We start from the raw sequence: 24,061 nt of genomic DNA, 5'->3' as shown, positions 1-24,061 counted from the left end.
AACCGTATTTAAACATCTAAGTGTTGTTTTATCTCTATCAGAATGGTCAATATAGAGCATAAAAAAAGACCTCCGAAGAGGTCAAAAACGAGCATTTTAGGACTTCACTATAATTTTTAGCGGACGTAGACAATCAACTTACTGACTTAATGCCTCCGCAATTAGGCTGATAGGATGGATACAGTCAAGTTTGGTATTTTCCTCTATTTGCCACTTGCACGTTTCACAATCGGTAATCGCATAGTCGGCGGATGAATCATTGATTTGCTTGAATAAACCACTGCCTATTCGCATTGACACATCATAGTTTTCTTCTTTAAAGCCATAGGTTCCTGCTAAACCGCAGCATTCACTATCTAAAATGATAACGTTTAATCCCGGGATCATTTTTAATATTTCTATAGTGAAAACAACATCACCACTACGCTCTAAATGGCATGGAGTGTGGTAAACAATAGTTTTGTTTAACGGCTTCATTTTCGGTACATTACCGCTCATAAATTGTTGCAGTAAGAAGCGGCTAAAGAAGCTGATTTTTTTCACTACTTTTTGATTATCAACTCCTAGTACATGAGGATATTCATCTTGTAATGTAAAACAGCAAGTTGAAGAGGTAGATAAGATCGCTTGAGTGTTTTCCTCCACTGCTTTCTCTAGATTTTTAACATTTAATTCGGCGTTTTTTTTGGCTTTATCGTGAAAGCCATTAGCAATTAATGGTACACCGCAACATTTTTCTTTATCCAGTAATCGAACGCCAAAATCCATCGCATTTAACACTTGGACAAAATCTTTACCTAATTGTGGGTGGTTGTAATTTACGTAACAGCCATGAAAATAGCTGACATAACGTTTAAAGGCCGTTTGGTCCGGTGCTTGTTTTTTGTACCAACGGCGAAAGGTGCCATGTGAATATTTTGGTAGCGATTTGTGATCATGTACTCCAATGGTTTTATGCATCACTTTTTTAACCACCGGAATTTCAGTGATTTTGTTCACTATTGGAGCAAATGGTGTCGCTATAGAACCAAATAGATCGGTGTGGCTTAATACATAATCTCTGACAGTTTTGGGGTTTATTGGTTTTTTGCCATATTCTCCACGAGCCACGGCAATAATATCGCCAATTCGCACGCCCGAAGGGCAAGCGGTTTCGCAACGCTTACAGTTGGTACAGAGTTTCAACATATCATCATAAAATTCAGGGCTTTTGATTCTAAGACGTTCGCCATCAGGACCGCATTGTTTTGGACCTGGGTATTCTGGATTCTCTTTAGCGACGGGGCAATATACCGTGCAAACGGTGCATTTTATGCATTGGTCAAATGTAGTATCTCTATTGGCGATATTCATACTGTCGCCTCCTTCAATTGCATGGCTTCTGTTCGGTCGGTAATAATATTCTCTACGGCGTTAAATGCGGTACTAATGGCAACACCGCTCCCACAACCATGACTGATCGGATTGTAATCGGATAACACTGCACCCGCGCAGAAAAGATTACTGACTTTTTTTCCTTGTATACTGGGTAAGAATCGCTCGTCAGTTTGAACTCCAAAGGAAAGGAACTCATGCGGATTCGGACTGAAAAATTCGCCTTGATGCCAATCAGGGCGTTCACCAATGTCGCACATATCCAGATCAAAAACAGGTTCAAGAATTTGTTGTTGTTGAGCAATAAGCCCTTTACTGAAAAAGCTCCCAGTTGCAAAAATAAAGTGTTTGGCTGATAAGGGTAACTCTGCCATTTTTTTAGTTTGTACACTGGTTAACGTTAAGGTTCCGTTATCTTCTTCGAAGTTGCCTTTGAGTACCTCATCGCCTTTATGTAGTCCTCCACCATTTTTGATAAAAGTGCGCATCATGGTATCTTCAATGCGTATGCCTAATAATGACGGGGGCATAGTGGGTACTTCATGGAAATTTAACTTGGTGTAGCCTTTTAATTTATTTAGTAAAGTCAGTCCATCTCCATTGCCCATAATAGAAGGCAGCACAACCAGATCGTCTGTATTTGCAGCGGACATAAGTTGGTCGGCGAACTCTTTAAATTGGTGATCATTTCTTAAGATTCGAGAGATGTCTATCGAACGAAAATCATGAGGATTTCGATTTAATTGGCCGAATGCCGTAAGTGTGACATTAATGGTTTCGATAGGTATAGCGGAAAACTCAGTGTATCTTTTTAAGTTGTCTTGGGCGATTTGTGGCTGAAAATCCCGAAAGCCTTGCACAGACAACATAACAATACGCTTGATACCTTTTAAGTTATCAAAACTATAATCAATTTTTCGTACAAAAGGCTGTGATAGCCAAGTGGGCTTTAGTGTCCCCATTGTGGTGATGCGATAATGATTCTGTAATGAATCAAGTTTGCTTAATGGTAACCCTTCATCTTGCATTTTTGCTTGGAACCAGTCCAAGGCGTTCAGCACTTTATCTACCCCTAATTTTGCATACGGGTGATTTGGTAATTGCTGGTCAAGTTTGGCTATTTCCTTGAGAGGAGAGCGAATAGGTTGATTTGTAATTGGAGAATGTGAAAGCAAATCTATTGAGCCAGAAGAGAAATGCAGCGCACTTTGACCACTACTGATAATCGCTGTTTTTAACCCATGCTCTAGGCACTGCATACCTGCAGAGTACCCAGCAACCCCGCCACCAATAATAATTACGTCATAATTCAACATGTTAAATTTCATCCTCTTGGCTAGCTAGCATTGAGGTTTGATCCGCAGGGATGTCACCCGCACCAAACAATCCTTGATAAATCCAATAGCTAAATTCAGCTTCGCGTAAGGCATCTCCCCAGAAGATAGGTTTAATGCCTTTCCAACGCTCTTCTAGGAAATCGACTAATAGTTGTCCAGATTGGTGCCCAGATATATTGCTATATTCTTCAAACAAACTTGCTGCACGATAAGTACAAAGTTCACCTTGACAAGGTCCCATGCCTAAGCGAGTTCGACGACGTAAATCGACCAAATTATGCACATCGAGTTTTTTTATCGCATATTCTATTTCACCAGCGGTGACCATCTCGCATTCACAAATAATAGCTTGGTTTTTTGGTTGTTCGGAGAGAAAAGACATGGCTCTTTCACCGTGTCGATAAACGGCCGATTGATAAATCGGTTTAGCGATGCTCGCCGTTTTTTTAACTTGTTTTGGCGATTCATTCGAGCCAGGAAGAGGTTGGATATGTGTTTCACATGGCGAGCTATTGCCAAGTTTTTTGGCGATAACATCGGTTGCTTGTTCCGCCATTAAGCGATAGGTCATTAACTTACCGCCGGTAATCGTGGTTAATCCATTTAATCCATCGCGTTCAGCATGGTCGAGTAAGACAATGCCACGGCTTATATTACGGCCACTCCCGTCATCATCCACAGCAACCAACGGTCTCACTCCTGCGTACGCACGTAGTACGCGAGTATTGTTCATAATTGGAGCGAGTTTTGCGCCTTGCTCAAGTAACAGATCCACTTCTTTAGCGGTCACGTGCAGGTCATCAATTTTATCGTAATCGATATGTTCAGATGTGGTACCGATGATGGCAATAGTATCGCCTGGCACAAGAATATCGGCATCGGAAGGCTTGCGGCATCGATTGATAACCAAGTTATTGATGCGATAATCTAAAATTAACAGGGCACCTTTAGCTGGGAACATTTTGATATTTAAATCAGCGTATTCACAGATATTTTGTCCCCAAATACCCGCTGCATTAATAACTTCATGGGCGAACACTTGAAATGGCAATTTAGAACGCGTGTTAACGCAGTTAACCCCAATTACTTGGTCGCCTTCTCGTATTAGTGATGTTACCAAAGAATGGCTAAACAGACGTGCGCCATGTTCTTTCGCATCCAGGACATTAGAAGCACATAATCGAAATGGATCGAGTGTTCCGTCAGGCACTTTTACCGCCCCTATCAGTTCAGGATTGGTGTTCGGCTCTAACAATAATGCTTCTTTTGGGGTAAGTTTTTGTGTTTCTATTCCTGCGCTGTTGCAGGATTTGATAAAGGTATCCTGAAAACCAAGGTCATCTTCTGGTAGGGTAATAAATAAGCCATCGGTACTTTCAACACAGTGGCGAGCAATATTTTTTAGAATTTTATTTTCTTGAATGCACTCTTTGGCTGAATGTTGATCCGTGACGGCGTAACGGGCCCCTGAATGAAGGAGTCCATGGTTTCGTCCAGTGGTTCCTGATGCGAGATCATCTTTCTCGAGTAATATACAGTCTATACCTCGCAGGGCACAGTCTCGCATAATGCCTGTTCCGGTGGCACCACCACCAATTATAATAACGTCGGTTTCGTATCGAGCTGTCGGTTTCATTGCCAATCTCACTTATCATTAACGCATAGTAATTGTGTCATTTGTTTTCGATAATGTTCGAGATTTTAATCACAAATGTTCGTATGAGCATTTTAAATTAATGTATAAGTGAAGAAATAGTGATCTATGTTAGGGTTTTGTGTGAATTTATGCGAAGGAACAAAAAAAGCCAGTTAAATATTTAACTGGCTTGAACAAATGAATATAGTTTTTGAGTAAAAATTAGACGATTTCTAACAGTATGTTGTGTTCTTTCAATACCGAACAAATTTCTTCGGCTGGCAGTTCGTCGGTGATGACTAGATCAACTTCTTCGATTCCTCCCAGTTTTACCATCGCATTTCTGCCAAATTTGGTATGGTCTACACCCAGAATGACACGTCGACTGTTTTCTATAATAGATTTCTTTACTCTGACTTCGTGGTAATCAAAATCCAACAGAGAACCATCAAAATCGATACCACTGATACCTAAAATACCAAAGTCTAATCTAAACTGAGAAATAAAATCCATCGTTGCTTCACCTGTGACGCCACCATCACGACTTCGCACTTCGCCACCGGCCAAAATAACTTTAAAATCCTCTTTAATCATAAGGATAGAGGCTGCGTTTATATTGTTAGTCACAATACGTAAGTTTTGGTGATTTTTAATCAATGCTTTGGCGATAACTTCTGGTGTGGTACCTATATCAATAAATAAGGTGGAGCCATCTGGGATATGTTCGATGAGTTTATCGGCAATACGTTCTTTTTCAGATTGGTTGGATACTTTCCTTGATTGATATGATGAGTTTTCCGAACTTGTTACTATCGTTGCTCCGCCATGATTGCGTTTAATTTTATTTAAATCGGCAAGTTCATTTAAGTCGCGACGAATGGTTTGCGGGCTAACATTAAAATTATCAACTAAATCATCAGTACTCACATAACCGTGAGTTTTGACTAATTCAATAATTTCTTGGTGACGTTTAATCGCTTTCAACAACTCCACTCCATTCACTCTTTTAGTAATCTAGAGTTTACTGCGAACATGCATAAATTCAAATACTAAATAATGTTTGGCTAAATGTTATCTAATTGTGAGAGGTTTATTTAATTTATTGATCTTATATAGCGAATGAGCATTAAAGTGCCCGGTTTAACGTGAGAAAATAGGCAAAGTGTGCAGTATTTAACAAATTAGAACATAATTAGAACATTTTTGATGTTCGTACGCACATTTGGGATCTGAATGCATTCCTACGCGAACTTTTCTGTATAAAATAGTTGGCACATTACTCAGTGCTGAGTAGTGATTTAACGTCCAAGGAAAAGATTATGGCTATTAAAAAAGATCATACATTAATGGGGCAGTGCATTGCTGAGTTTATAGGTACCGGTTTGCTTATATTCTTTGGTGTCGGCTGTGTTGCTGCCTTGGTGTTAACGGGGGCACAATTTGGGCAATGGGAAATTAGTATTGTATGGGGCTTTGCTGTTGCGCTTGCCGTCTACTGTACCGCTGGTGTCTCAGGTGCGCATATTAATCCCGCGGTTACCATCGCTCTGGCTGCATTCCATGGTTTTGAAAAACATAAAGTACTGCCTTATATTGCGTCGCAAGTAGCAGGAGCATTCTGTGCTGCAGCGTTAGTATATAGTTTGTACAGTAACTTATTTGTTGATTGGGAAGTTGCCAACGGTATTGCACGTAACACCCCAGAAGCACTCGCTACTGCGGGCATATTTTCTACTTATCCTAACCCTTCACTCTCATTTTCTGGTGCATTTGCGGTAGAGTTTGTGATTACTGCAGTATTAGTGTTCGGCATTTTAGCGTTAGGTGATGAGAATAACGGTGCAAATCGTGGTCCAATGAATCCATTACTGATTGGTATTCTAGTGGCGACTATAGGTGGCTCTCTTGGTCCACTAACTGGGTTTGCAATGAACCCTGCACGTGACATCGGACCAAAACTGTTTGCTTATTTCGCTGGTTGGGATTATGCCTTGTCAGGCGCTAAAGAAATCCCGTATTTCATCGTTCCAATCCTAGCACCTATTTTAGGTGGTTGTTTCGGTGGGTGGTTATATCCAAAAGTGATCGGTGCATATTTACCAACAGAAGGTATTGGCTGTACTATCCCAAATCAATGCGAAGAGTGTGATATCGAAGACACCGAAGAGAAAGCAAAAGCTTAATAAATCCAGTAATCTAAACAAAATAATAAACTCTAAATAAAAAGTGAAACGAAGGACCCTAATATGACTAAGAAATATATTGTTGCGCTAGACCAAGGTACAACCAGCTCACGAACTGTGGTTTTAGATCACGACGCGAATATAGTCAGTGTTGCGCAGCGCGAGTTCACTCAAATTTATCCGCAAGCGGGTTGGGTGGAACATGATCCATTAGAAATTTACGCGACTCAAAGTTCGACTTTAATTGAAGCCCTTGGACAAAAAGGTATTCGTTCGGACGAAGTTGCAGGTATTGGTATTACCAACCAACGTGAAACAACTATCGTTTGGAACAAAGAAACTGGTGAACCTGTTTACAACGCCATCGTGTGGCAATGCCGTCGTACAGCCGATATGTGTAATGAGCTGAAAAAAATTGACGGTTTCGAAGAATATGTCAAAGAAAATACAGGACTTGTTCTTGACCCTTACTTCTCTGGCACAAAAGTAAAATGGATCCTTGACAATGTAGAAGGTGCTAGAGAACAAGCGGAAGAAGGTAAATTATTGTTTGGTACAGTTGATACCTGGCTATTGTGGAAAATGACTCAACGCCGTGTGCATGTTACTGACTATACTAACGCTTCTCGTACTATGCTATTTAATATTAATACATTGAAGTGGGATGAAAAAATCCTTAAAGAATACAACATTCCGCTATCTATGATGCCAGAAGTTAAATCGTCGTCGGAAGTCTACGGTGAAACAAACATTGGTGGTAAAGGCGGTACTCGTATTCCTTTAGCTGGCATTGCTGGAGACCAACAAGCGGCGCTGTTTGGTCAAATGTGTGTTGAACCAGGACAAGCGAAAAATACTTACGGTACGGGTTGTTTCTTGTTGATGAACACCGGTAAAGAGAAAATCACTTCTAAAAATGGTTTGTTGACCACGTTAGGTTGTGGGCCAAAAGGAGAAGTTGCTTACGCGCTAGAAGGGTCTGTCTTTATGGGCGGTGCGTCTATCCAGTGGCTACGAGATGAAATGAAGTTGATATCGGATGCAAAAGATTCTGAATATTTTGCAACTAAAGTCGATTCATCCAATGGGGTATATGTTGTTCCTGCTTTTGCTGGTCTCGGTGCGCCATATTGGGATGCTTATGCTCGCGGTACTATCGTTGGTATGACTCGTGGTACTAATTCAAATCATCTTATTCGTGCAACATTAGAAAGTATTGCTTACCAAAGCCGTGATGTTATTGATGCAATGCAAGCGGATTCAGGTATTAAACTGGCGACCTTACGTGTTGACGGTGGTGCAGTAGCAAATAATTTCTTGATGCAGTTCCAATCCGATATTTTAGATACCGATGTTCTTAGACCAAAAGTGACTGAAGTCACCGCTCTAGGTGCAGCATACCTAGCAGGGTTAGCAGTCGGTTTCTGGGATAGTATTGATGAAGTGTCTAACAAGGCAGTGATTGACAAAACATTCGTACCTGCCCATGACGAAGAAAAACGTGCGTTACGTTACAATGGCTGGAAAAGAGCAGTACGCGGAGTACTTGCTTGGTCAGAAGTTGCTAACGAAGAATAACCAAGTTTTGTGGGATTAAACGCTTAAATCAAGTCACAATTAATTTCTAAAAAACAAGCAAACGTATGCACATGTCTATGTGTGTACGTTTTTTTTATTTGATTTCTAACTATTAGTCTTAATACGTATCTTGATAATTTTTACTTTTATTTGCTCTATTGTTGCTTTTTTTAGAACGGTTTGTTGGTTTTATAGTGTTAGTTTTGTCAACTTAGTTATGATTTAATCGTTTGCGTAAGTCACTTTATGTATTTTAATTAGGAATTTAACTATGGATAGTTTGAAAAACCAGTTAACCAACTGGAAGCTTCACCTTGTGGTGATCGGAATATCGGTTATCGCCGAGCTCATTGGTGTAGCAAAAATACCACTCGGTGGTGGTATCGTTGTTGTACTATTGCCTCTATTTTACGCCTTTATTATTGGTTTACTGCTCAACCCAAATGTTATTAGTAAAGCCAAAGTCATTTTGACCTCAAAACAAGCTGAACGTGCCACACCAATCATTATTATTTCGGTTCTCCCTTTTTTAGCTAAATTCGGCACACTTATCGGACCGTCGTTAAATAAAATATTGGCTATTGGTCCAGCGATGATTTTTCAAGAACTAGGCAATTTAGGGACAATCTTAGTTGCTATGCCTGTCGCTATTTTACTATTAAAAATGGGCAGAGAATCGGTTGGTGCTTGTTTTTCTATCGCACGTGAGCCCAATATCGCCCTTATCTCAGATAAATACGGCCTGAAAAGCTCGGAAGGTATCGGTGTTATGGGTATCTACGTAATGGGAACCATGTTTGGTACCTTGTATTTCGCAGTGTTAGCTTCAGTACTAGCTTCTACCGAATGGTTTGATATTCGAGCATTGGCTATGGCTTGTGGTGTTGGTAGTGGCAGTATGACCGCGGCTTGTTCTGCAGCACTAAGTGAAACGGTTCCTGCGATGAAAGATGAAATTTTAGCACTGGCAGGAGCAAGTAATTTGCTAACTAATGCAACCGGTCTATTTGTCGGTCTGTTTATCGCATTACCGCTAACAGAAAAACTATATACGCTTTTGACAATAAAGAATAAACCAGAAACTAAATCGGTAGCGGAGTAATCAACATGGCGACTACAGCAGTTAAAAAGAACATAAACTCAAGCATTAACCTTATTGATTACGCAATGGTTTTAGCCATCGTTTGTGTTATTGCACTTATTAGTAACTGGGCGGGTACAGGTACCACACCTCTTTCTGCATTACCTGGCATGGCGATAATTTTTGCTATGGTTATCATGAGCTTGGCCATTGCTAAAATCATGCCTTTCTATTTACCTTCGGTTGCATGGTTATCATTGGTGAGTGTATTACTAACGATACCTGCTTCTCCTTTGTCTGAACCAATTCTTACTTATGTTAAAGACATTGATTTTTTAAGTTTAGTTAGCCCGGTATTAGCCTACGCAGGTATTGCTATTACTAAGCAAGAAATTACTACCTTTAAAACGGCAGGTATCAAGATTGTGGTTATTGCTATTTTGATTTTTACAGGCACATTTGTTGGTTCAACGCTAGTTGCAAACGCTCTATTGTAGTTTGTCCTGTTTGATTAATATGAAACCCACATGAAAATAAACAACAACTAAGAAAGTAAAGGCTATGACTGAATACATCGAAAAAAACTCCGAACTTCATGACCAACTTATACAGTGGAGACGAGATATTCACGCTAATCCGGAAACGGCTTACCAAGAGTTTAGGACATCCGAAATAGTAGCAGATATTCTAACTCGCTATGGTATGGAAGTGCATAGAGGATTGGGTGGTACAGGTGTTGTCGCGACGTTGAAAGGTAACTTAGGCTCTGGTGATACTATTGGCTTAAGAGCGGATATGGATGCGCTAGACCTAAGTGAGTTGAATACGTTTTCTCACTGTTCGAAACATGAAGGTAAGATGCATGCGTGTGGCCATGATGGCCATACAACTATGCTTTTAGGCGCTGCCATCATGTTAGCTCAAGCTCCGGATTTTAAAGGTACGGTTCACTTCATCTTTCAACCAGCAGAAGAAAATGAAGCGGGTGCGAAATCGATGATCGAAGATGGTTTGTTCGAGTTGTTTCCGGTAAAAGCAGTTTATGGCCTGCACAATTGGCCGGCATTGCCTGCGGGCAGTGCCGCCGTTCATGATGGCGCAGTAATGGCATCGTTTGATACTTTTGACATTCGTGTTATAGGTAATGGTGGCCATGGCGCGATGCCACATGACACGATTGATCCTGTCTATACGTCTAGTTTAATTATTAATGCGCTTCAGGGTGTGATTAGCCGAAACTTAGACCCACAGAAATCTGGTGTGATCAGTGTTACTCAAGTAAATGGGGGGCATGCGTATAACGTTATTCCTGAAGAGGTCACACTAAAAGGAACGACGCGTTCATTCTGCCCAGAGGTGCGTGATTTAATCGAAGCTCGCATGAAAGAAGTGGTTGATGGTGTATGTGCTTCTCAAGGATGTAAAGCCGAGATCTTGTATACCAGACGTTACCCTGCGACGGTTAATACACCAGCAGAAGCGCAAAAGTGCCGTACAGTGTTAGAAAGTATGTCAGAGATAAATCAAGTTCACCTTAATCCACCAGCAAGCATGGGCGGAGAAGATTTCTCTTTCATGCTAGAGCAGTGCCCCGGCGCTTATATTTGGTTGGGGAATGGCAGCGAAAATCACTGTCATAATCTTCATAGTCCAAACTACGACTTTAATGACGACGTACTGCCGATTGGTGCTAACTTCTGGATTAAAATGGTACAACAGTTACTTTCTAACTAACTTTTTGTAAGAGTATTATGGACGAGCGTGCATTAAAATATTTTGAGGTGGTGGCTAAAACGCAGAGCATTCGCGCAGCCTCTGAAGTTCTGCACGTCTCTCCTTCTGCCATTAGTCGTAAAATCGTTCAGTTAGAATCGCAACTCGATGTTCGTTTGATGGATCGAGTTGGTCGAGGTATTCAGATAACTGAATCTGGGGTGTATCTTGCCAAGTACATTCAAGATGTAAATAAGAGGAAAAATGTGCTTATTTCGCAAATTTCAGAGCTTGAACTTTTGCAAACAGGCACATTGCGTATTTCTATCGGCGGCGGTTTTATTCCGGATTTAATTAGTAGCGTTATTAGCCAGTTTTCTCAGAAGCATCCTGGTATTAAGTTGGTGTTACAGGTTGGTGGCGGAGACGATGTTATAGAGAGTGTTAAGAATGAGCAGGCGGATATCGGTTTACTACTGAATTCTAAACCAGATCCTAAAGTGGACATTCTTCATTCGTGCCGATTTCAGGAGTTGAGTTTACTTGTTCCTAACACGAGTGTCTGGGCCAGCTTAGATAAATGCACCGCTGCACAGCTGGCAGATATTCCGTTAGCGTTACTCAATGAAACGTTTAGTATCCGTCGAGCTGTTGATTTGTATGAAGTTCGTCAGCAAATACGTTTGAAAGCCTTATTAGAGTGCAACTCTTTTGAAGCGCTGAAAAACTTTGTTGAGGCAGGATTAGGTGGAACATTATTACCTAAGGTGTGCGTGACAAAAGAACTGCGTGCGAAAACATTTACTGCGATTGCAGTGGAAGGGATGCATGCACTTGATACTTCTATAGATTTGGTTATGCGTAAAGGAAGAGTACAAAGTGCTTCTACTCGAGAAATTCAATCTTGCATCATTAATAGTATGGATGCCTTTAATGTCTAGTGTTGTAACCTAACGATACGCTCAGTCACATTTATATATTGCTAAACGATATACGCTAAGCAATATATAACTGAACAATACATCACTAAACAATATTGTATCGCTAAACAATTTGGTCAGTGAGTTTACGGATTTGCTTGCTCTTATTAGACTAATCTTGTTATAACCAATAATTCCATAGATAAGTGTTTGTCGGGCGATAACAGCCGCAATAAGGATTAGACAATGAAGCTGCAGCAACTTCGTTATATTAGTGAGATACAGCGAAATGGGTATAACATCTCTTTAACCGCAGAGAAGTTATTTACCTCTCAACCTGGCATAAGCAAACAGGTTGCTTTGCTAGAAGATGAGCTCAGTGTACAAATTTTTGAAAGAAGTGGTAAACACTTGTCTGGTTCAACAGAGGTTGGTAAAGAGATCATTCATGAAGCAACAAAATTGCTGCATATAGAAGAGAGAATTCGATCTATTTCTGCCAGTATGACCTCGCCAGATCAAGGTCGTCTTAATATCTATACGACCAATGCTATCGCCAAATTTCTGCTGCCTAACAGCGTGCATTATTTCATGAATCGTTACCCTAAAGTATCGCTTCATATGGGAACTATCGAACCAAGTTCGCGCGGTAAGACTTTACCTACTGGGCCATCGGATCTTTTTATTGTGGCTCAAGATGTTGAGGAACATACCGATTTAGTGATGTTGCCTGTCTATAAGTGGTCATTAAGCTTGATTGTTGCTTCGGATCATCCGCTCGCAACCGTTGAAAACATTACGCTAGAGCAGATTGCACAAGAAAAACTGATTAGTTATGAATTGAAATCGACAGGTCGCACCGCCATTGATAATGCCTTCCAGCAAAAAGGTCTTGATCCAAACTATATCGTGACCGCAATGGACGTTGACGTGATAAAAGAATACGTCAGTCTTGGTGTTGGGGTAGGAATCATTGCTTCGGTTGCGAAGCATACCATGGGCGATTCTATTACCGTACGCTCTCTAGAAGGTTTAGTTCCGGATTGTTACGCATGGCTTTGCTATAATAAAAATATCTATTTGCAGCGCTATATGTATGATTTTATAGAAAAATTTGCTCCGCACCTTACTAGGACAGTTATTGAAGAAACCGCGCATTTGTCTAAAGCTGAGTTATTAGAGCGGTTTGCTGACGTAAAATTAACAACCTATCGATAAGTTGGCCATAAAGCTCATTAAATATTCAAAGCGTCAATTACATGCAGTTGAAATCAGTATGAATAACGTTTGTATTTTAGGCGGTTTATTGTTTGTGAGTTGCTCGATATGACAGTTGCGAAGCTGTCATTTTTTTTATCGTTTATTTTTATATTGGGCTTGTTATAAACGAGCCAGTATTGCGTGTGATGAAGTCATCCACTTAATTTCACCTTAAGAGTAAAGACAATGTTATCCATCTTTGATATCTACAAAATCGGTGTTGGTCCTTCCAGTTCACATACCAATGGACCTATGATTGCAGGTTTTGAATTTAGTCAAAAAATCGCATCTATTATTAATCAAGTGCATAAGATTAATATCAATTTGTATGGCTCATTATCATTAACTGGCCGTGGGCATCACACCGATAGAGCGACAGTCATCGGTTTGATGGGTAATAAACCGGACAATATTAATATTGAACAAGCTAACCAAAAATATGCGCATTGTGTTGAGAATAATCAGTTAGTCTTACCACAGAATCAGATCATAGATTTTAGTTTCGAACACGATATTATCTTTCATTCCGATAATCTTCCACTGCATGAAAACGGTATGATTATCTCGGCCTTTTCTCCAGATGGTAGCGTGTTAATTAAGGAAACGTATTACTCTATCGGTGGCGGTTTTATTGCAACGGAATCGGAAATGCTCAATGGTTCGGACAAACAACCAGTTCAACTTGCTTTCCCTTTTAAATCGGCCGAAGCGTTACTTAACCAAGCCGAGAAAAACGGTTACTGTATTGGTGGTTTAGTGCTGAGAAATGAGCTCGCTTTTCGCAATCAGCAACAGATTGATGATAGAGCTGAGCAAATATGGCAGATTATGTCCGCTTGTGTTGATAAAGGATTACAGACGGAAGGGATTTTGGAAGGGGGCTTAAATGTGATTCGTCGAGCGCCGGCATTGTTAAAAAAGCTCGAAGCAAATCACGCGTTGCATAGCGATCCTATGGAAATCATGGACTGGATTAATGTTTACGCTTTTGCTGTAAGTGAAGAAAATGCAGCGGGTGGTCAGGTTGTTACTTCTCCAACCAATGGTGCCGCAGGGGTTATTCCTGCCGTATTAATGTATTACCATACCTTTATCAAAGAGCTTGATTTAAACCAGATTAAAGATTTTCTTGCGGTATCAGCAGCCATTGGCATGCTATATAAAATGAATGCCTCTATTTCTGGTGCCGAAGTAGGGTGTCAGGGTGAAATTGGTGTTTCTTCTTCAATGGCGGCAGCAGGATTGACGGCTTTACGAGGTGGCAGCAATGAACAAATATGCATTGCCGCAGAGATAGCAATGGAACATTCGCTAGGAATGACGTGTGATCCTATTGGTGGTCTTGTGCAAGTTCCTTGTATTGAGAGAAATGCAATGGGCGCAGTTAAAGCGATAAATGCTTCCAGAATGGCCCTAAAAAGAACAAGTAAAGGATTGATATCATTAGATAAGGTAATTGACACTATGTATCAAACTGGTAAAGATATGAACAAGAAATATCGAGAAACATCTTTAGGTGGTCTAGCGGTGATTCATTTTGCTCCGCCATGTGAATAAGCGGTATTAACGACTACATAACCGTTAGCCAAGTTAACTGGTAGCCAAGTTAATATGAGAGACAAGATGAATGAAATTTCAATACATTAAAGATAGTGATGTTTCAGATAGTCTAGATTTAAAATTACGGCACTTGTTGAGTCATTGCTTTGTTCAAAATAATGACTCGGAGATATTCAGCCAACAACGTTACTATAATGACATGCCACAACACCGTTATATGCTTTGGGCTGGTGATCAATTAGCCGCTCATATAGCGGTGCATGACAAACAAGTGCAGATAAATGAAATAGTGGTTGCTATTTGTGGGATAGCTGAAGTGTGTGTGACCGCAGAATATAGAAAGCAAGGTTTAGTTAAAAATCTGTTGGACAAAATTCATCTAGATCGGTTAACGCAAGGTGATGCATTTTCAGTGTTATTTGGCGATGTTGAGGTGTACGGTTCCAGTGGTTATAAGAGTGTGAATAATCTGAAAGCACTGAACCCTGATAATGCATGGACTGTGACGGGGCACACGATGGTTCGTCCACTCAATCAACACTGGCCGGTTTCGGAGGTTAGGCTGGTTGGCATTCCTTTTTAGCTGTCTACTTTGCGGTTAGTTTGTTAGCACAGTTTTGACTATTTCCGTTATAGTGGATGAGATGTTTAATTAGAGTAGCTGTTATAGCATTGTTTTCAAATATGAGAATTTATTATGTAAAATTCATTATATATTCAGCTTGATTGACGTGTTTAGATCCCATTCCATCGACTATCATTTTAGAGGTTTGCAATGAGCTGGACAATTTTAGGTACAACGCGTTATCTGTCGGAGTTTGGACTGAAACCGGTACGTAGCAGAATAAGTGTTGAAGACGGCACAATTTATCTCAGTGAGTTGTTGAAAGTTGACCCTAACAATATGATGAATTCTAACGGTTATGCTTATTATATTTGTAGTCAAAAAGAACAAGTCAAAGCTCTGTTGATTACAACGTCTATTGAAGATAAAAAATATCAGCAACAATCAGAATCTCTATTTAAACGATTAGTTAAAAGTTTAGTCAAACAAACGACAGCGGGCAGCATCAGTAAAGAGGTTGATCTAGTTCAGGATCACCTTGAACAAATTGGAGAGCATACTTTTAGGATTGAAAAAAATGCGGCTAATCATCCTAACTCATTGCGCTGTATTTTGAGCCTAACTGAAGATGCGGACGCAGCGAAAGGTTGGTTAGACAAAATTGATTTCCATGCTGAGTAATATTAGTAAGGTTATTATTGTCGAATTTAGTTAAAAGAAAAGGCCTGTTATCATTTAAGATAACAGGCCTTTTTAGCTATTTGACGGTTTTAATTTTTTATCAATTCTTAAAGATATATCGATTCTTAACGATATATTAATTTTCAACTGTTATCGCTATTAGAAGCTTAATCACCTAAAGCTATTCCCTCGCGGCGTGGATCTGCAGCGCCAATTAACTGACCATCTTTAAATAAAATAGCCTGTAAGCCAGAATTTAAGTCACGGATATTAACTTTGAATCCCATCTCTTCAAGTGGTTGCTTGAACTTTTCTGCCGAGGTACCTTGTTCGATATCATAAGTGCCAAAGCGGTTTAGCATATGCGGCATATTAATCGCTTCTTGAATATCCATTCCCCAATCAAGGTGTGCCACCAAGGTTTGAGCAACATAACCGATGATTCTAGAACCGCCTGGAGACCCTATTGCCATATAAGGTTGATCATCTTTCATTACAATCGTCGGTGCCATTGATGAGCGTGGACGTTTGCCCGGTTCAATCCGATTAGCAATAGGGTAGCCATCTTTATGAGTGGCAAATGAAAAATCAGTCAGTTCATTATTTAGGATAAATCCATTACTCATCACCCGAGAACCAAAACCGTTTTCTACAGTACTCGTCATTGAGATAATGTTACCTTGTTGATCGGCAATAACGATATGTGTGGTACTCGGTAGTTCAAGAGATTGATCATCTGCGAGTGCGACTTTATCTGCCCATGGTGGTTCACCTGGGCTAACCGTTTCTAATGCTTGTCCTTTTTTTATCAACCAAGCTCTACTGGCCAAATAGTCTTGGTCTAATAATCCTTCAGGAACAGGGACATAATCGGTATCGGCCATATATCGACCTCGGTCAGCGAAGGCAAGTCGGGAAGCGTCGCCCAGTATTTGCCAAGAAATTGGATCGTCTGGCCCCATTTCTCTCAAATCAAACCGGTTTGATATGCCAAGAATTTGCCCTATAGTTAATGCGCCTGAACTTGGTGGACCCATACCACAAATATCGTATTGTCGATAAGGGGCACAAGTTGTTGGTCGTTCTACGACACTATAATGAGTAAAATCGAGTTGAGAAAGATAGCCCGGATTATCGTCAATCCCGGTCACTTTGGCGATAATATCTTTGGCAATTTGACCTTGATAAAAAGCGCTTTCACCTTGTTTTGCAAGAGTGGTCAATGTTTGGGCATATGCAGGGTTTTTCAAAAGACTGCCTTGCGATAAAGGCTCACCATCAGGGGTAAAAAAGTACGCTTTGGTTTCAGGGTATCGACTTAAACGATCCTTGTCATTACGAATAGAAGAAGCTAACCGTTCGGATACAGCAAAGCCATCCGTTGCGAGTTTAGTAGCAGGTTCAAATAATTCGGCCCACTCTTTGTTTCCGTATTTTTGGTGCATTGTTGCAATTAGTTTTACGGTTCCGGGTGTACCAACCGATCGGCCACCCACAACTGCATCATAAAATTTTAGAGGTTTGCCGTTTTCGTCTTGGAACAATTCTGGCTTGACATTAAGCGGTGCAGTTTCTCTGCCGTCAAAAGTGGTCATCTTATTCGTTTTTGCGTCGTAGTAAACCAAAAATGCGCCGCCCCCTAATCCAGAGGACTGTGGCTCGACTAGACCTAACACGGTTTGAACTGCAACTAACGCATCGGCGGCGTTGCCTCCACTTTTCAATATATTATAACCAGCTTGTACCGCTAACGGGTTTGCTGCCGCAACCATATATTGTTCAGCGACGACTTGTTGTTTAGCCGATATTTTACTGGTAAGTTCTGGAGCGACAGCGTCGGTGATTTGCTGTGCTGCGTTGGTGTTGATTGAAATAAGAAACAAACCAACTGAGGCGATTGATTTCTGGTACATATATGTCCTTATATGGTTATTAACTTGTCGAAATAAAGAAACTTCAAGCAATTGTTGTTCCAAATCTATTCAAATAAAAATCAACAAGTTATGCCGTTTTTTGTTATTAATCACTATTACTTGCTTCAATTAAGTGGTGTTGCACTCAATTAGTGAAAGTATAGCAGGGTATGATAATACTATCGTGGCGGTGGGATTAGTGTACAAGTAGGACAATTAATCATAGGTAATCTGCATAAACAGACTACCGATTGTTTGTGTTAATTGTTATTATCGTGGTGTTAAATCACCGGCATAGAGTAACGTTCTTTGCCGTCTTATATTGCTAACCGAAACGAGAACACATAATGAACATGTACCTCAAATGGCAATCCACCTCTTTCCAAACCGTTATGGCGTGGTTTAACCTCGATCATAAGCTTTCTATTCTTTTCTTTATTCGATAGTTCATTTAGGCACTAGTTCTGTTGCCGTTCTAAAAGTTTGGCCATCTTGATTTTACGCAATTTAATATTGTTTTTGGCAAAGATATCTACTTTTTAGGAGTATCAAGTGAACGAGTACTTCAATAACGTACCTGGCAGGCGTTGGTACAACGAAGATCATCGAATCTCGTACAATATGATGTTTAGTTGTTGATTAATCATCGGTTTTATAAGTTTTTTCTTATCAAAATTGATTTTTTAATTTTAAGTTCAATTCCGAACAAACAACAATTAAGGCATTATTATGGAAAATTTTAAGCATTTACCTGAACCATTCAGAATCCGTGTTATTGAACCAGTAAAACGCACTACTCGAGCGTATCGTGAATCCGCTATCGTAAAAGCAGGCATGAACCCATTTTTATTGGACAGTGAAGATGTGTTTATCGATCTACTTACCGATAGCGGGACAGGCGCGATAACTCAAGAAATGCAAGCGGCCATGTTCCGTGGTGATGAAGCGTACAGTGGCAGCCGTAGCTATTACGCGCTCTCAAACGCGGTTAAAGATATTTTTGGCTACGAGTTAACCATTCCAACTCACCAAGGGCGTGGTGCTGAACAGATCTATATTCCGGTTTTAATCAAAAAACGTGAGCTAGAGAAAGGCTTAGATCGTAATAAAATGGTGGCATTATCGAACTATTTTTTTGACACCACACAAGGACACACGCAAATAAATTGTTGTGTAGCCAAAAATGTGTATACCGAAGAGGCGTTTGATACCTCAGTAAATGCGGATTTCAAAGGTAACTTTGATCTGGAAAAACTAGAACAGGCGATCTTAGAGGTGGGAGCGCAGAATGTTCCTTATATTGTGAGTACAATTACTTGTAACTCCTCAGGTGGTCAACCGGTGTCGATTGCAAATTTAAAGGCGGTTTATGCCATTGCACAAAAATACGATATTCCAGTGATCATGGATTCAGCTCGCTATGCAGAAAACGCGTTTTTCATCCAACAGCGTGAAGAAGGTTATCAGGATTGGACCATTGAACAGATCACAAAAGAGGCGTACAAATACGCTGATGGTCTTGCAATGTCAGCCAAAAAAGATGCCATGGTTCAAATGGGTGGGTTATTGTGTTTTAAAGATCAATCTATGATGGATGTTTTCACCGAATGTCGTACTTTATGCGTTATTCAAGAAGGCTTTCCAACCTATGGTGGACTTGAAGGCGGTGCGATGGAACGTCTAGCGGTTGGTTTATATGATGGCATGCGCCAAGACTGGCTTGCCTATAGGATTGGTCAAGTCCAATATTTGGTCGATGGATTGGAATCAATCGGCATCGTTTGTCAGCAAGCTGGCGGCCATGCGGCCTTTGTTGATGCGGGCAAACTGCTGCCTCATATTCCACCAGAACAATTCCCAGCTCATGCATTAGCATGCGAATTGTATAAAGTGGCAGGCATTCGCGCAGTGGAAATAGGTTCGTTGTTGTTAGGGCGTGACCCGTCTACAGGCAAGCAACATCCGTGTCCTGCAGAACTATTACGCTTAACTATTCCACGAGCCACTTATACTCAAACACACATGGATTTTATTATCGAAGCGTTTGAAAAAGTAAAACAGAGTGCACCGAAGGTGAAAGGGCTAGAGTTCACCTATGAGCCACCAGTGTTGCGTCATTTCACGGCTCAATTGAAAGAAGTGTAGTAGTTGTGGTTATTGATTAAAGATTATTGCTTAAAGATAAACTTGATCAATAACTGCTATTGGCACTGTGTAGTGGTAATAATATTGGTTAACAATCATACAAAAATAGCGAGTGATAAACCGGTTTATTAATTAAGCCTTTTTCGCTCGTTTTTTTTGTATCTTTTTGTAATTAATATGGTTATTTTAATCAATCTTGAATATCAATTAGCGAAAAGGATATCGCAATGAATTGGGCTTTGTTAAGCGTTTTTATCCCCACATTTTTCTTTGTTTCAATTACTCCCGGCATGTGCATGACTTTAGCTTTGGGCTTAGGAATGAGCATAGGGTATAAGCGTACCTTATGGATGATGGCTGGAGAAGTGGTAGGGGTGGCATTGGTTGCTATTGCTGCTGTGTTAGGTATTGCTGCGGTGATGTTAAATTATCCATGGTTGTTTGTGGCGTTTAAAGCAATCGGTGCGGCTTATTTATTTTATCTTGGTATTCAAATGTGGCTGTCAAAAGGCAAGCTAGCCTTGAGTAGCGAAACTACGGATATTCCCGTAGGCAAGAATTGGGATTTAGTTGCACAAGGTTTTGTTACCGCGATTGCTAACCCAAAAGGGTGGGCGTTCATGGTTTCTCTATTACCTCCTTTTATTGATAATAGTAAGCCGTTAACTCTGCAACTGGCCTTGCTGGTATCCATTATTATGGTTTCAGAATTTGTCTGTATGACACTTTATGCCACTGGTGGTAAAGGGCTGAAACGCGTGCTAGGCCATTCGAAAAATGTTCGATTTATGAATAGAGTCTCTGGTACATTAATGATGGGCGTTGGTGTTTGGTTGTTTATGACATAACTGGTTACAGGTCTACTAGCGAAGACTAACTTGCTTAATCGATGTTAATATAACCCATTAGTGCCTCTATTTAGTGAGCTTAGTCTGGTTGATTGAATAAACCGCATGCAAAAAATAGTGATTTTTTAGCTGCGGTTAAGTTAGCCATCATGTGAGTATTAGTTAGGTTATAAATAACCTAACTAAATCATTTCTAGTCTGCTATTACTTTAAGCTTGGCGGCTACTAAGCAAGAATGCTTTTGTTGATTTTTACGACCAGTTTGTTGATTTTTTTCGGGCTATCGATACACACCATCGGTCTGTGTGCTTGCTTAGGATAGAAAACCACAAAGTCACCGGCTTTTAAATCTACGAATTTTTCATCGATAACATTATCCACAAAGGCAACGTCATTGGTTGCTAACTGATCGTCAGTAGTCGTTTCAAAACCTTTGAAGCTGTAACCAAATCTCTCTTCACCTTGCAATAGTATTTGAATGTCGATGAAGTCGTGGTGGATCTCAGAACGTCTCATGTCTAATGTTTCTGTTGTTACTTCTAAAGGAAGAACAAAAACATCATCTTGAAGGAAGAATTTTTCCGTTGGTAAGTCGTTATTTTTCACTTTTTCAGCAACGATATTGAGGATGTTTTGCAGTTCAGGATGAAGCTGTGACGATATATTAAGGTTATCTAAATTACCAATATGCATGTTTTTCTCTCATTGATTATAAGCAAAGATACTAATTTGTTGCTTGAGCATATCAGGAATTTCCACCAGTACAAAAGAACTTGAGCCGTGTTTTCCTTTGAATTGGCTAATAATTTATCTTGATCAAAAAACTGTCTAGACAGTTTCGGTAAAAAGTAATACAATGTATATACAAAATATATATGGGAGATATAATAATGAAACCAATAATGATTAATAACCAATCTCTAGGTGTTATCGGGCGTATTTGCTTGTTTTCATTAACCGTTGTTATTTCGGTTTTAGCACTAGTATAGAATCGCACAACTGATCAGATACAACCCCATTGGCGCTTGTCGTTGATGGGGTTTTCTGTATCTATTTAATAGTGAACAATAAAAACATTAATAGTGAACAATAAAAATACATACCACACCTGACATCGCTATTTAATATTATCTACAACACGCTCATACCTAAGTAAATCAAGCTTTATTTGATATGCCACAATAATTTTTTCTTGTAGCACAGTAAAATACCGCTTCTAAAATTGCAAAGTAGGTAAATCGTGGATAAAAGTCAATTTGAGTTGTTAGCACCAGGTGGAGATTTAGAGTCAATAAAAGCAGCGATTGTTGCGGGTGCTGATGCAATTTATTGCGGATTAGATAGATTTAATGCCCGTAATCGAGCTGAGAATTTAAGTTTAGATAACCTTAATCAAGTGATAGAGGTTGCTCATAAGCATGACTGTAAGATTTTTCTGACTTTGAATATCATTATCCTAGAAAATGAAATCCCCGCCATTACTCGATTACTGAAAGAACTTGTCGATACCAAAGTGGATGGTGTTATCGTGCAAGACATCGGTTTGGCTTACATTCTTAAGCACTATTTTCCCCAATTAGATGTGCATGCTTCCACACAGTTAAACACTCATAATGAAGGGCAAATCCTCTTCATGCATCAATTGGGTGTCAGCCGAGTGAATTTATCTCGAGAGTTAAACATAAAAGAGATCAAGCGCTTAACACAGTTTGGCTTAAAGCATAATGTGTTAATGGAAGTGTTTGTGCATGGTTCATACTGCATTGGCTTTTCTGGCCTTTGCTATATGAGTTCGGCTCGCAATGGCGCTTCTGGCAACCGTGGTCGTTGTAGTCAGCCTTGTCGAGACCAATACCAAACCACCGAAGTAGGTAGCGATTACCCGCTGAATATGAAAGATAATTCCGCTTTCGGTGATTTACAGCAACTCGCCGACGCCGGTGTGTATTCGTTAAAAGTAGAAGGACGGATCAAGAAAGCGCACTACGTTTATACCGTGGTCGATAATTGGCGCAAACAAATTGATGCGTATTGTGATGGCAAAGATCTTCTTACCGATACCTCGGAACTTTATACGGTTTTTAATCGAGATTTTTCAGATGGTTATTTGCAGTCAGATATCAGCCGAAATATGTATATTAATCATCCTAGAGATAACGCTTCTAGGCACTTTGTAAAAATTTACGGAGTGACAGCGGAACAAGATATAAAGAAAGTACAGCAAGATCTATTTGATAAAAAAACGGCCATAATGCAAAAGGTAGAAGAAAAAACCAAAAACCTATTGCCCAATTCAGAACCAGTAAAAGCTCTGAGCTTGAAGGCTGGTGGCGTTAATACTATTCCTAAATTAACACCGCATACTGTAATTGAAGATAACCAGAGATTGTCGGTATTAATTGCCAACGAGGCTGATATTGCCCAAGTACAAGCCAATAATGTGGATGTCTATTTTGAATTACCTAATGCGTTGTCTAGTTCATTAACAACGTTGATTGAATTATTCCAACAAAATAGCAACTTGATCCCATGGTTTCCATCTGTGTTGATTGATAAAGATTATGATGCGGCACAAGAGTTTTTACATCAAGTGGCACCGGCACTTGTGGTGACTAATAATATGGGGGTCGGACACATAGCGGCAGAAAAAGGCATTGCATGGATCGCCGGGCCACAAACGAATATTACTAACTCCTATGCGCTAAAATGTTTGAAAGAAGAATTTAATTGTAGTGGGGCGTTTATCTCTAATGAGATTACAAGAATTCAAATGAGGCGTTTAGTGCGTCCTGATAACTTTCAAATTTTGCACAGTATTTATCATCCCAATGGCTTGCTAACCAGTCGTCAGTGTTTGTTCCAACAAACCAGTGGCTGTAAGAAAATGAAAATAAATAGAGGATGTTTACCTCGATGCGAAAAGTACACGTCGATTATTAATCTTAATCAGTCTGCGTACGTAATTGATAAACAAAAAGGTAATTTCAATACTATTTATGGCAACCAACATGTTTTTAACCCTAATGTTGTAAATGAATTGCCGGAGTTATTTACGGGTTTTATGATTGATCTAAGAGACATTAAGACTCATACAAGCGTTAAAGTCGACAAACCAGAACTCGTTACTATGTTTAACCAGTTTATCCACCGTCAAGAAAACAGTGTGCAGCCACTACAGCAAAATATTGTGGGGACGGTTAATAACCAATATGTAAAAGGGTTATAGCGTTTCCATTACCGATTACTGACTAAATAAGATAGTCAGTA

Annotated in this window: 19 protein-coding genes; 13 read left to right on the top strand and 6 right to left on the bottom strand. The window is 39.9% G+C overall.

Annotation, left to right across the window (positions count from 1 at the left end; genetic code table 11):
- Nucleotides 1-138: 138 nt before the first annotated feature.
- From glpC to ACLKML_RS02225, 4 genes are all read right to left on the bottom strand, one after another.
- The gene (glpC, locus tag ACLKML_RS02240) at nt 139-1,353 is read right to left on the bottom strand and encodes an anaerobic glycerol-3-phosphate dehydrogenase subunit GlpC (RefSeq protein ID WP_413283458.1); all 1,215 of its coding nucleotides are present in this window, start codon (nt 1,351-1,353) and stop codon (nt 139-141) included.
- Nucleotides 1,350-2,690, bottom strand: a complete 1,341-nt coding sequence (gene glpB, locus ACLKML_RS02235) for a glycerol-3-phosphate dehydrogenase subunit GlpB (protein ID WP_413283457.1) — start codon at nt 2,688-2,690, stop codon at nt 1,350-1,352. Before glpB ends, glpC begins: the two co-directional genes overlap by 4 nt.
- Before the next feature lies 1 nt (nt 2,691).
- Nucleotides 2,692-4,347, bottom strand: a complete 1,656-nt coding sequence (glpA, locus tag ACLKML_RS02230; RefSeq protein ID WP_413283456.1) for an anaerobic glycerol-3-phosphate dehydrogenase subunit A — start codon at nt 4,345-4,347, stop codon at nt 2,692-2,694.
- Between the two features lie 222 nt (nt 4,348-4,569).
- The gene (locus ACLKML_RS02225) at nt 4,570-5,331 is read right to left on the bottom strand and encodes a DeoR/GlpR family transcriptional regulator (RefSeq protein WP_413283455.1); all 762 of its coding nucleotides are present in this window, start codon (nt 5,329-5,331) and stop codon (nt 4,570-4,572) included.
- Nucleotides 5,332-5,666: 335 nt separating this feature from the next.
- Between ACLKML_RS02225 and ACLKML_RS02220 the strand changes: the two genes are divergently transcribed.
- The 10 genes from ACLKML_RS02220 (at nt 5,667) to ACLKML_RS02175 (ending at nt 15,888) form a co-directional block, all read left to right on the top strand.
- Nucleotides 5,667-6,530 (top strand): MIP/aquaporin family protein, encoded by an 864-nt coding sequence (locus tag ACLKML_RS02220; protein WP_413283454.1) that lies wholly within the window; start codon nt 5,667-5,669, stop codon nt 6,528-6,530.
- 63 nt (nt 6,531-6,593) lie between these two features.
- Nucleotides 6,594-8,108, top strand: coding sequence for a glycerol kinase GlpK (gene glpK, locus ACLKML_RS02215; protein ID WP_413283453.1), 1,515 nt, complete (start codon nt 6,594-6,596; stop codon nt 8,106-8,108).
- Between the two features lie 271 nt (nt 8,109-8,379).
- On the top strand, nt 8,380-9,210 hold the full coding sequence (locus tag ACLKML_RS02210) for a DUF3100 domain-containing protein (protein WP_413283452.1): 831 nt from the start codon (nt 8,380-8,382) through the stop codon (nt 9,208-9,210).
- Between the two features lie 5 nt (nt 9,211-9,215).
- Nucleotides 9,216-9,686 (top strand): hypothetical protein, encoded by a 471-nt coding sequence (locus tag ACLKML_RS02205; RefSeq protein ID WP_413283451.1) that lies wholly within the window; start codon nt 9,216-9,218, stop codon nt 9,684-9,686.
- Between the two features lie 64 nt (nt 9,687-9,750).
- The gene (locus tag ACLKML_RS02200) at nt 9,751-10,923 is read left to right on the top strand and encodes a M20 aminoacylase family protein (RefSeq protein WP_413283450.1); all 1,173 of its coding nucleotides are present in this window, start codon (nt 9,751-9,753) and stop codon (nt 10,921-10,923) included.
- 17 nt (nt 10,924-10,940) lie between these two features.
- Nucleotides 10,941-11,843: a LysR family transcriptional regulator gene (locus ACLKML_RS02195; RefSeq protein ID WP_413283449.1), complete on the top strand. Its 903-nt coding sequence runs from the start codon at nt 10,941-10,943 to the stop codon at nt 11,841-11,843.
- Between the two features lie 225 nt (nt 11,844-12,068).
- The gene (locus ACLKML_RS02190) at nt 12,069-13,040 is read left to right on the top strand and encodes a LysR substrate-binding domain-containing protein (RefSeq protein WP_317715619.1); all 972 of its coding nucleotides are present in this window, start codon (nt 12,069-12,071) and stop codon (nt 13,038-13,040) included.
- Between the two features lie 228 nt (nt 13,041-13,268).
- Nucleotides 13,269-14,639, top strand: coding sequence for an L-serine ammonia-lyase (locus ACLKML_RS02185; protein WP_413283448.1), 1,371 nt, complete (start codon nt 13,269-13,271; stop codon nt 14,637-14,639).
- A gap of 70 nt (nt 14,640-14,709) precedes the next feature.
- Complete coding sequence (locus tag ACLKML_RS02180; RefSeq protein WP_413283447.1) at nt 14,710-15,225, top strand: GNAT family N-acetyltransferase; 516 nt, start codon at nt 14,710-14,712, stop codon at nt 15,223-15,225.
- Nucleotides 15,226-15,417: 192 nt separating this feature from the next.
- On the top strand, nt 15,418-15,888 hold the full coding sequence (locus ACLKML_RS02175) for a hypothetical protein (protein ID WP_413283446.1): 471 nt from the start codon (nt 15,418-15,420) through the stop codon (nt 15,886-15,888).
- Between the two features lie 167 nt (nt 15,889-16,055).
- On the opposite strand, the gene ggt is transcribed toward ACLKML_RS02175, so the two are convergent.
- Entirely contained in the window at nt 16,056-17,801 is a 1,746-nt protein-coding gene (gene ggt / locus ACLKML_RS02170; RefSeq protein ID WP_413283445.1) for a gamma-glutamyltransferase, read from the bottom strand.
- 729 nt (nt 17,802-18,530) lie between these two features.
- Between ggt and tnaA the strand changes: the two genes are divergently transcribed.
- On the top strand, nt 18,531-19,946 hold the full coding sequence (gene tnaA, locus ACLKML_RS02165; protein ID WP_317715624.1) for a tryptophanase: 1,416 nt from the start codon (nt 18,531-18,533) through the stop codon (nt 19,944-19,946).
- A gap of 227 nt (nt 19,947-20,173) precedes the next feature.
- Nucleotides 20,174-20,794, top strand: coding sequence for a LysE family translocator (locus ACLKML_RS02160; protein ID WP_317715625.1), 621 nt, complete (start codon nt 20,174-20,176; stop codon nt 20,792-20,794).
- Nucleotides 20,795-21,019: 225 nt separating this feature from the next.
- Here ACLKML_RS02160 and ACLKML_RS02155 read toward each other — a convergent pair whose 3' ends face one another.
- The gene (locus ACLKML_RS02155; protein ID WP_413283444.1) at nt 21,020-21,487 is read right to left on the bottom strand and encodes a YhcH/YjgK/YiaL family protein; all 468 of its coding nucleotides are present in this window, start codon (nt 21,485-21,487) and stop codon (nt 21,020-21,022) included.
- Nucleotides 21,488-22,034: 547 nt separating this feature from the next.
- On the opposite strand from ACLKML_RS02155, the gene ACLKML_RS02150 reads away from it, so the two are divergent.
- Nucleotides 22,035-24,020 carry a U32 family peptidase gene (locus ACLKML_RS02150; RefSeq protein ID WP_413283443.1) on the top strand — a complete coding sequence of 662 codons (1,986 nt, stop codon included), beginning with the start codon at nt 22,035-22,037 and terminating at the stop codon, nt 24,018-24,020.
- Nucleotides 24,021-24,061: the final 41 nt, after the last annotated feature.

The organism is Vibrio sp. MA40-2 (genome assembly GCF_047302445.1).
In the GTDB taxonomy this organism is placed as follows: Bacteria; Pseudomonadota; Gammaproteobacteria; order Enterobacterales; family Vibrionaceae; genus Vibrio.
Note: the sequence above shows the minus strand (reverse complement) of the source record. Positions and strands in the feature narration are given on the sequence as shown.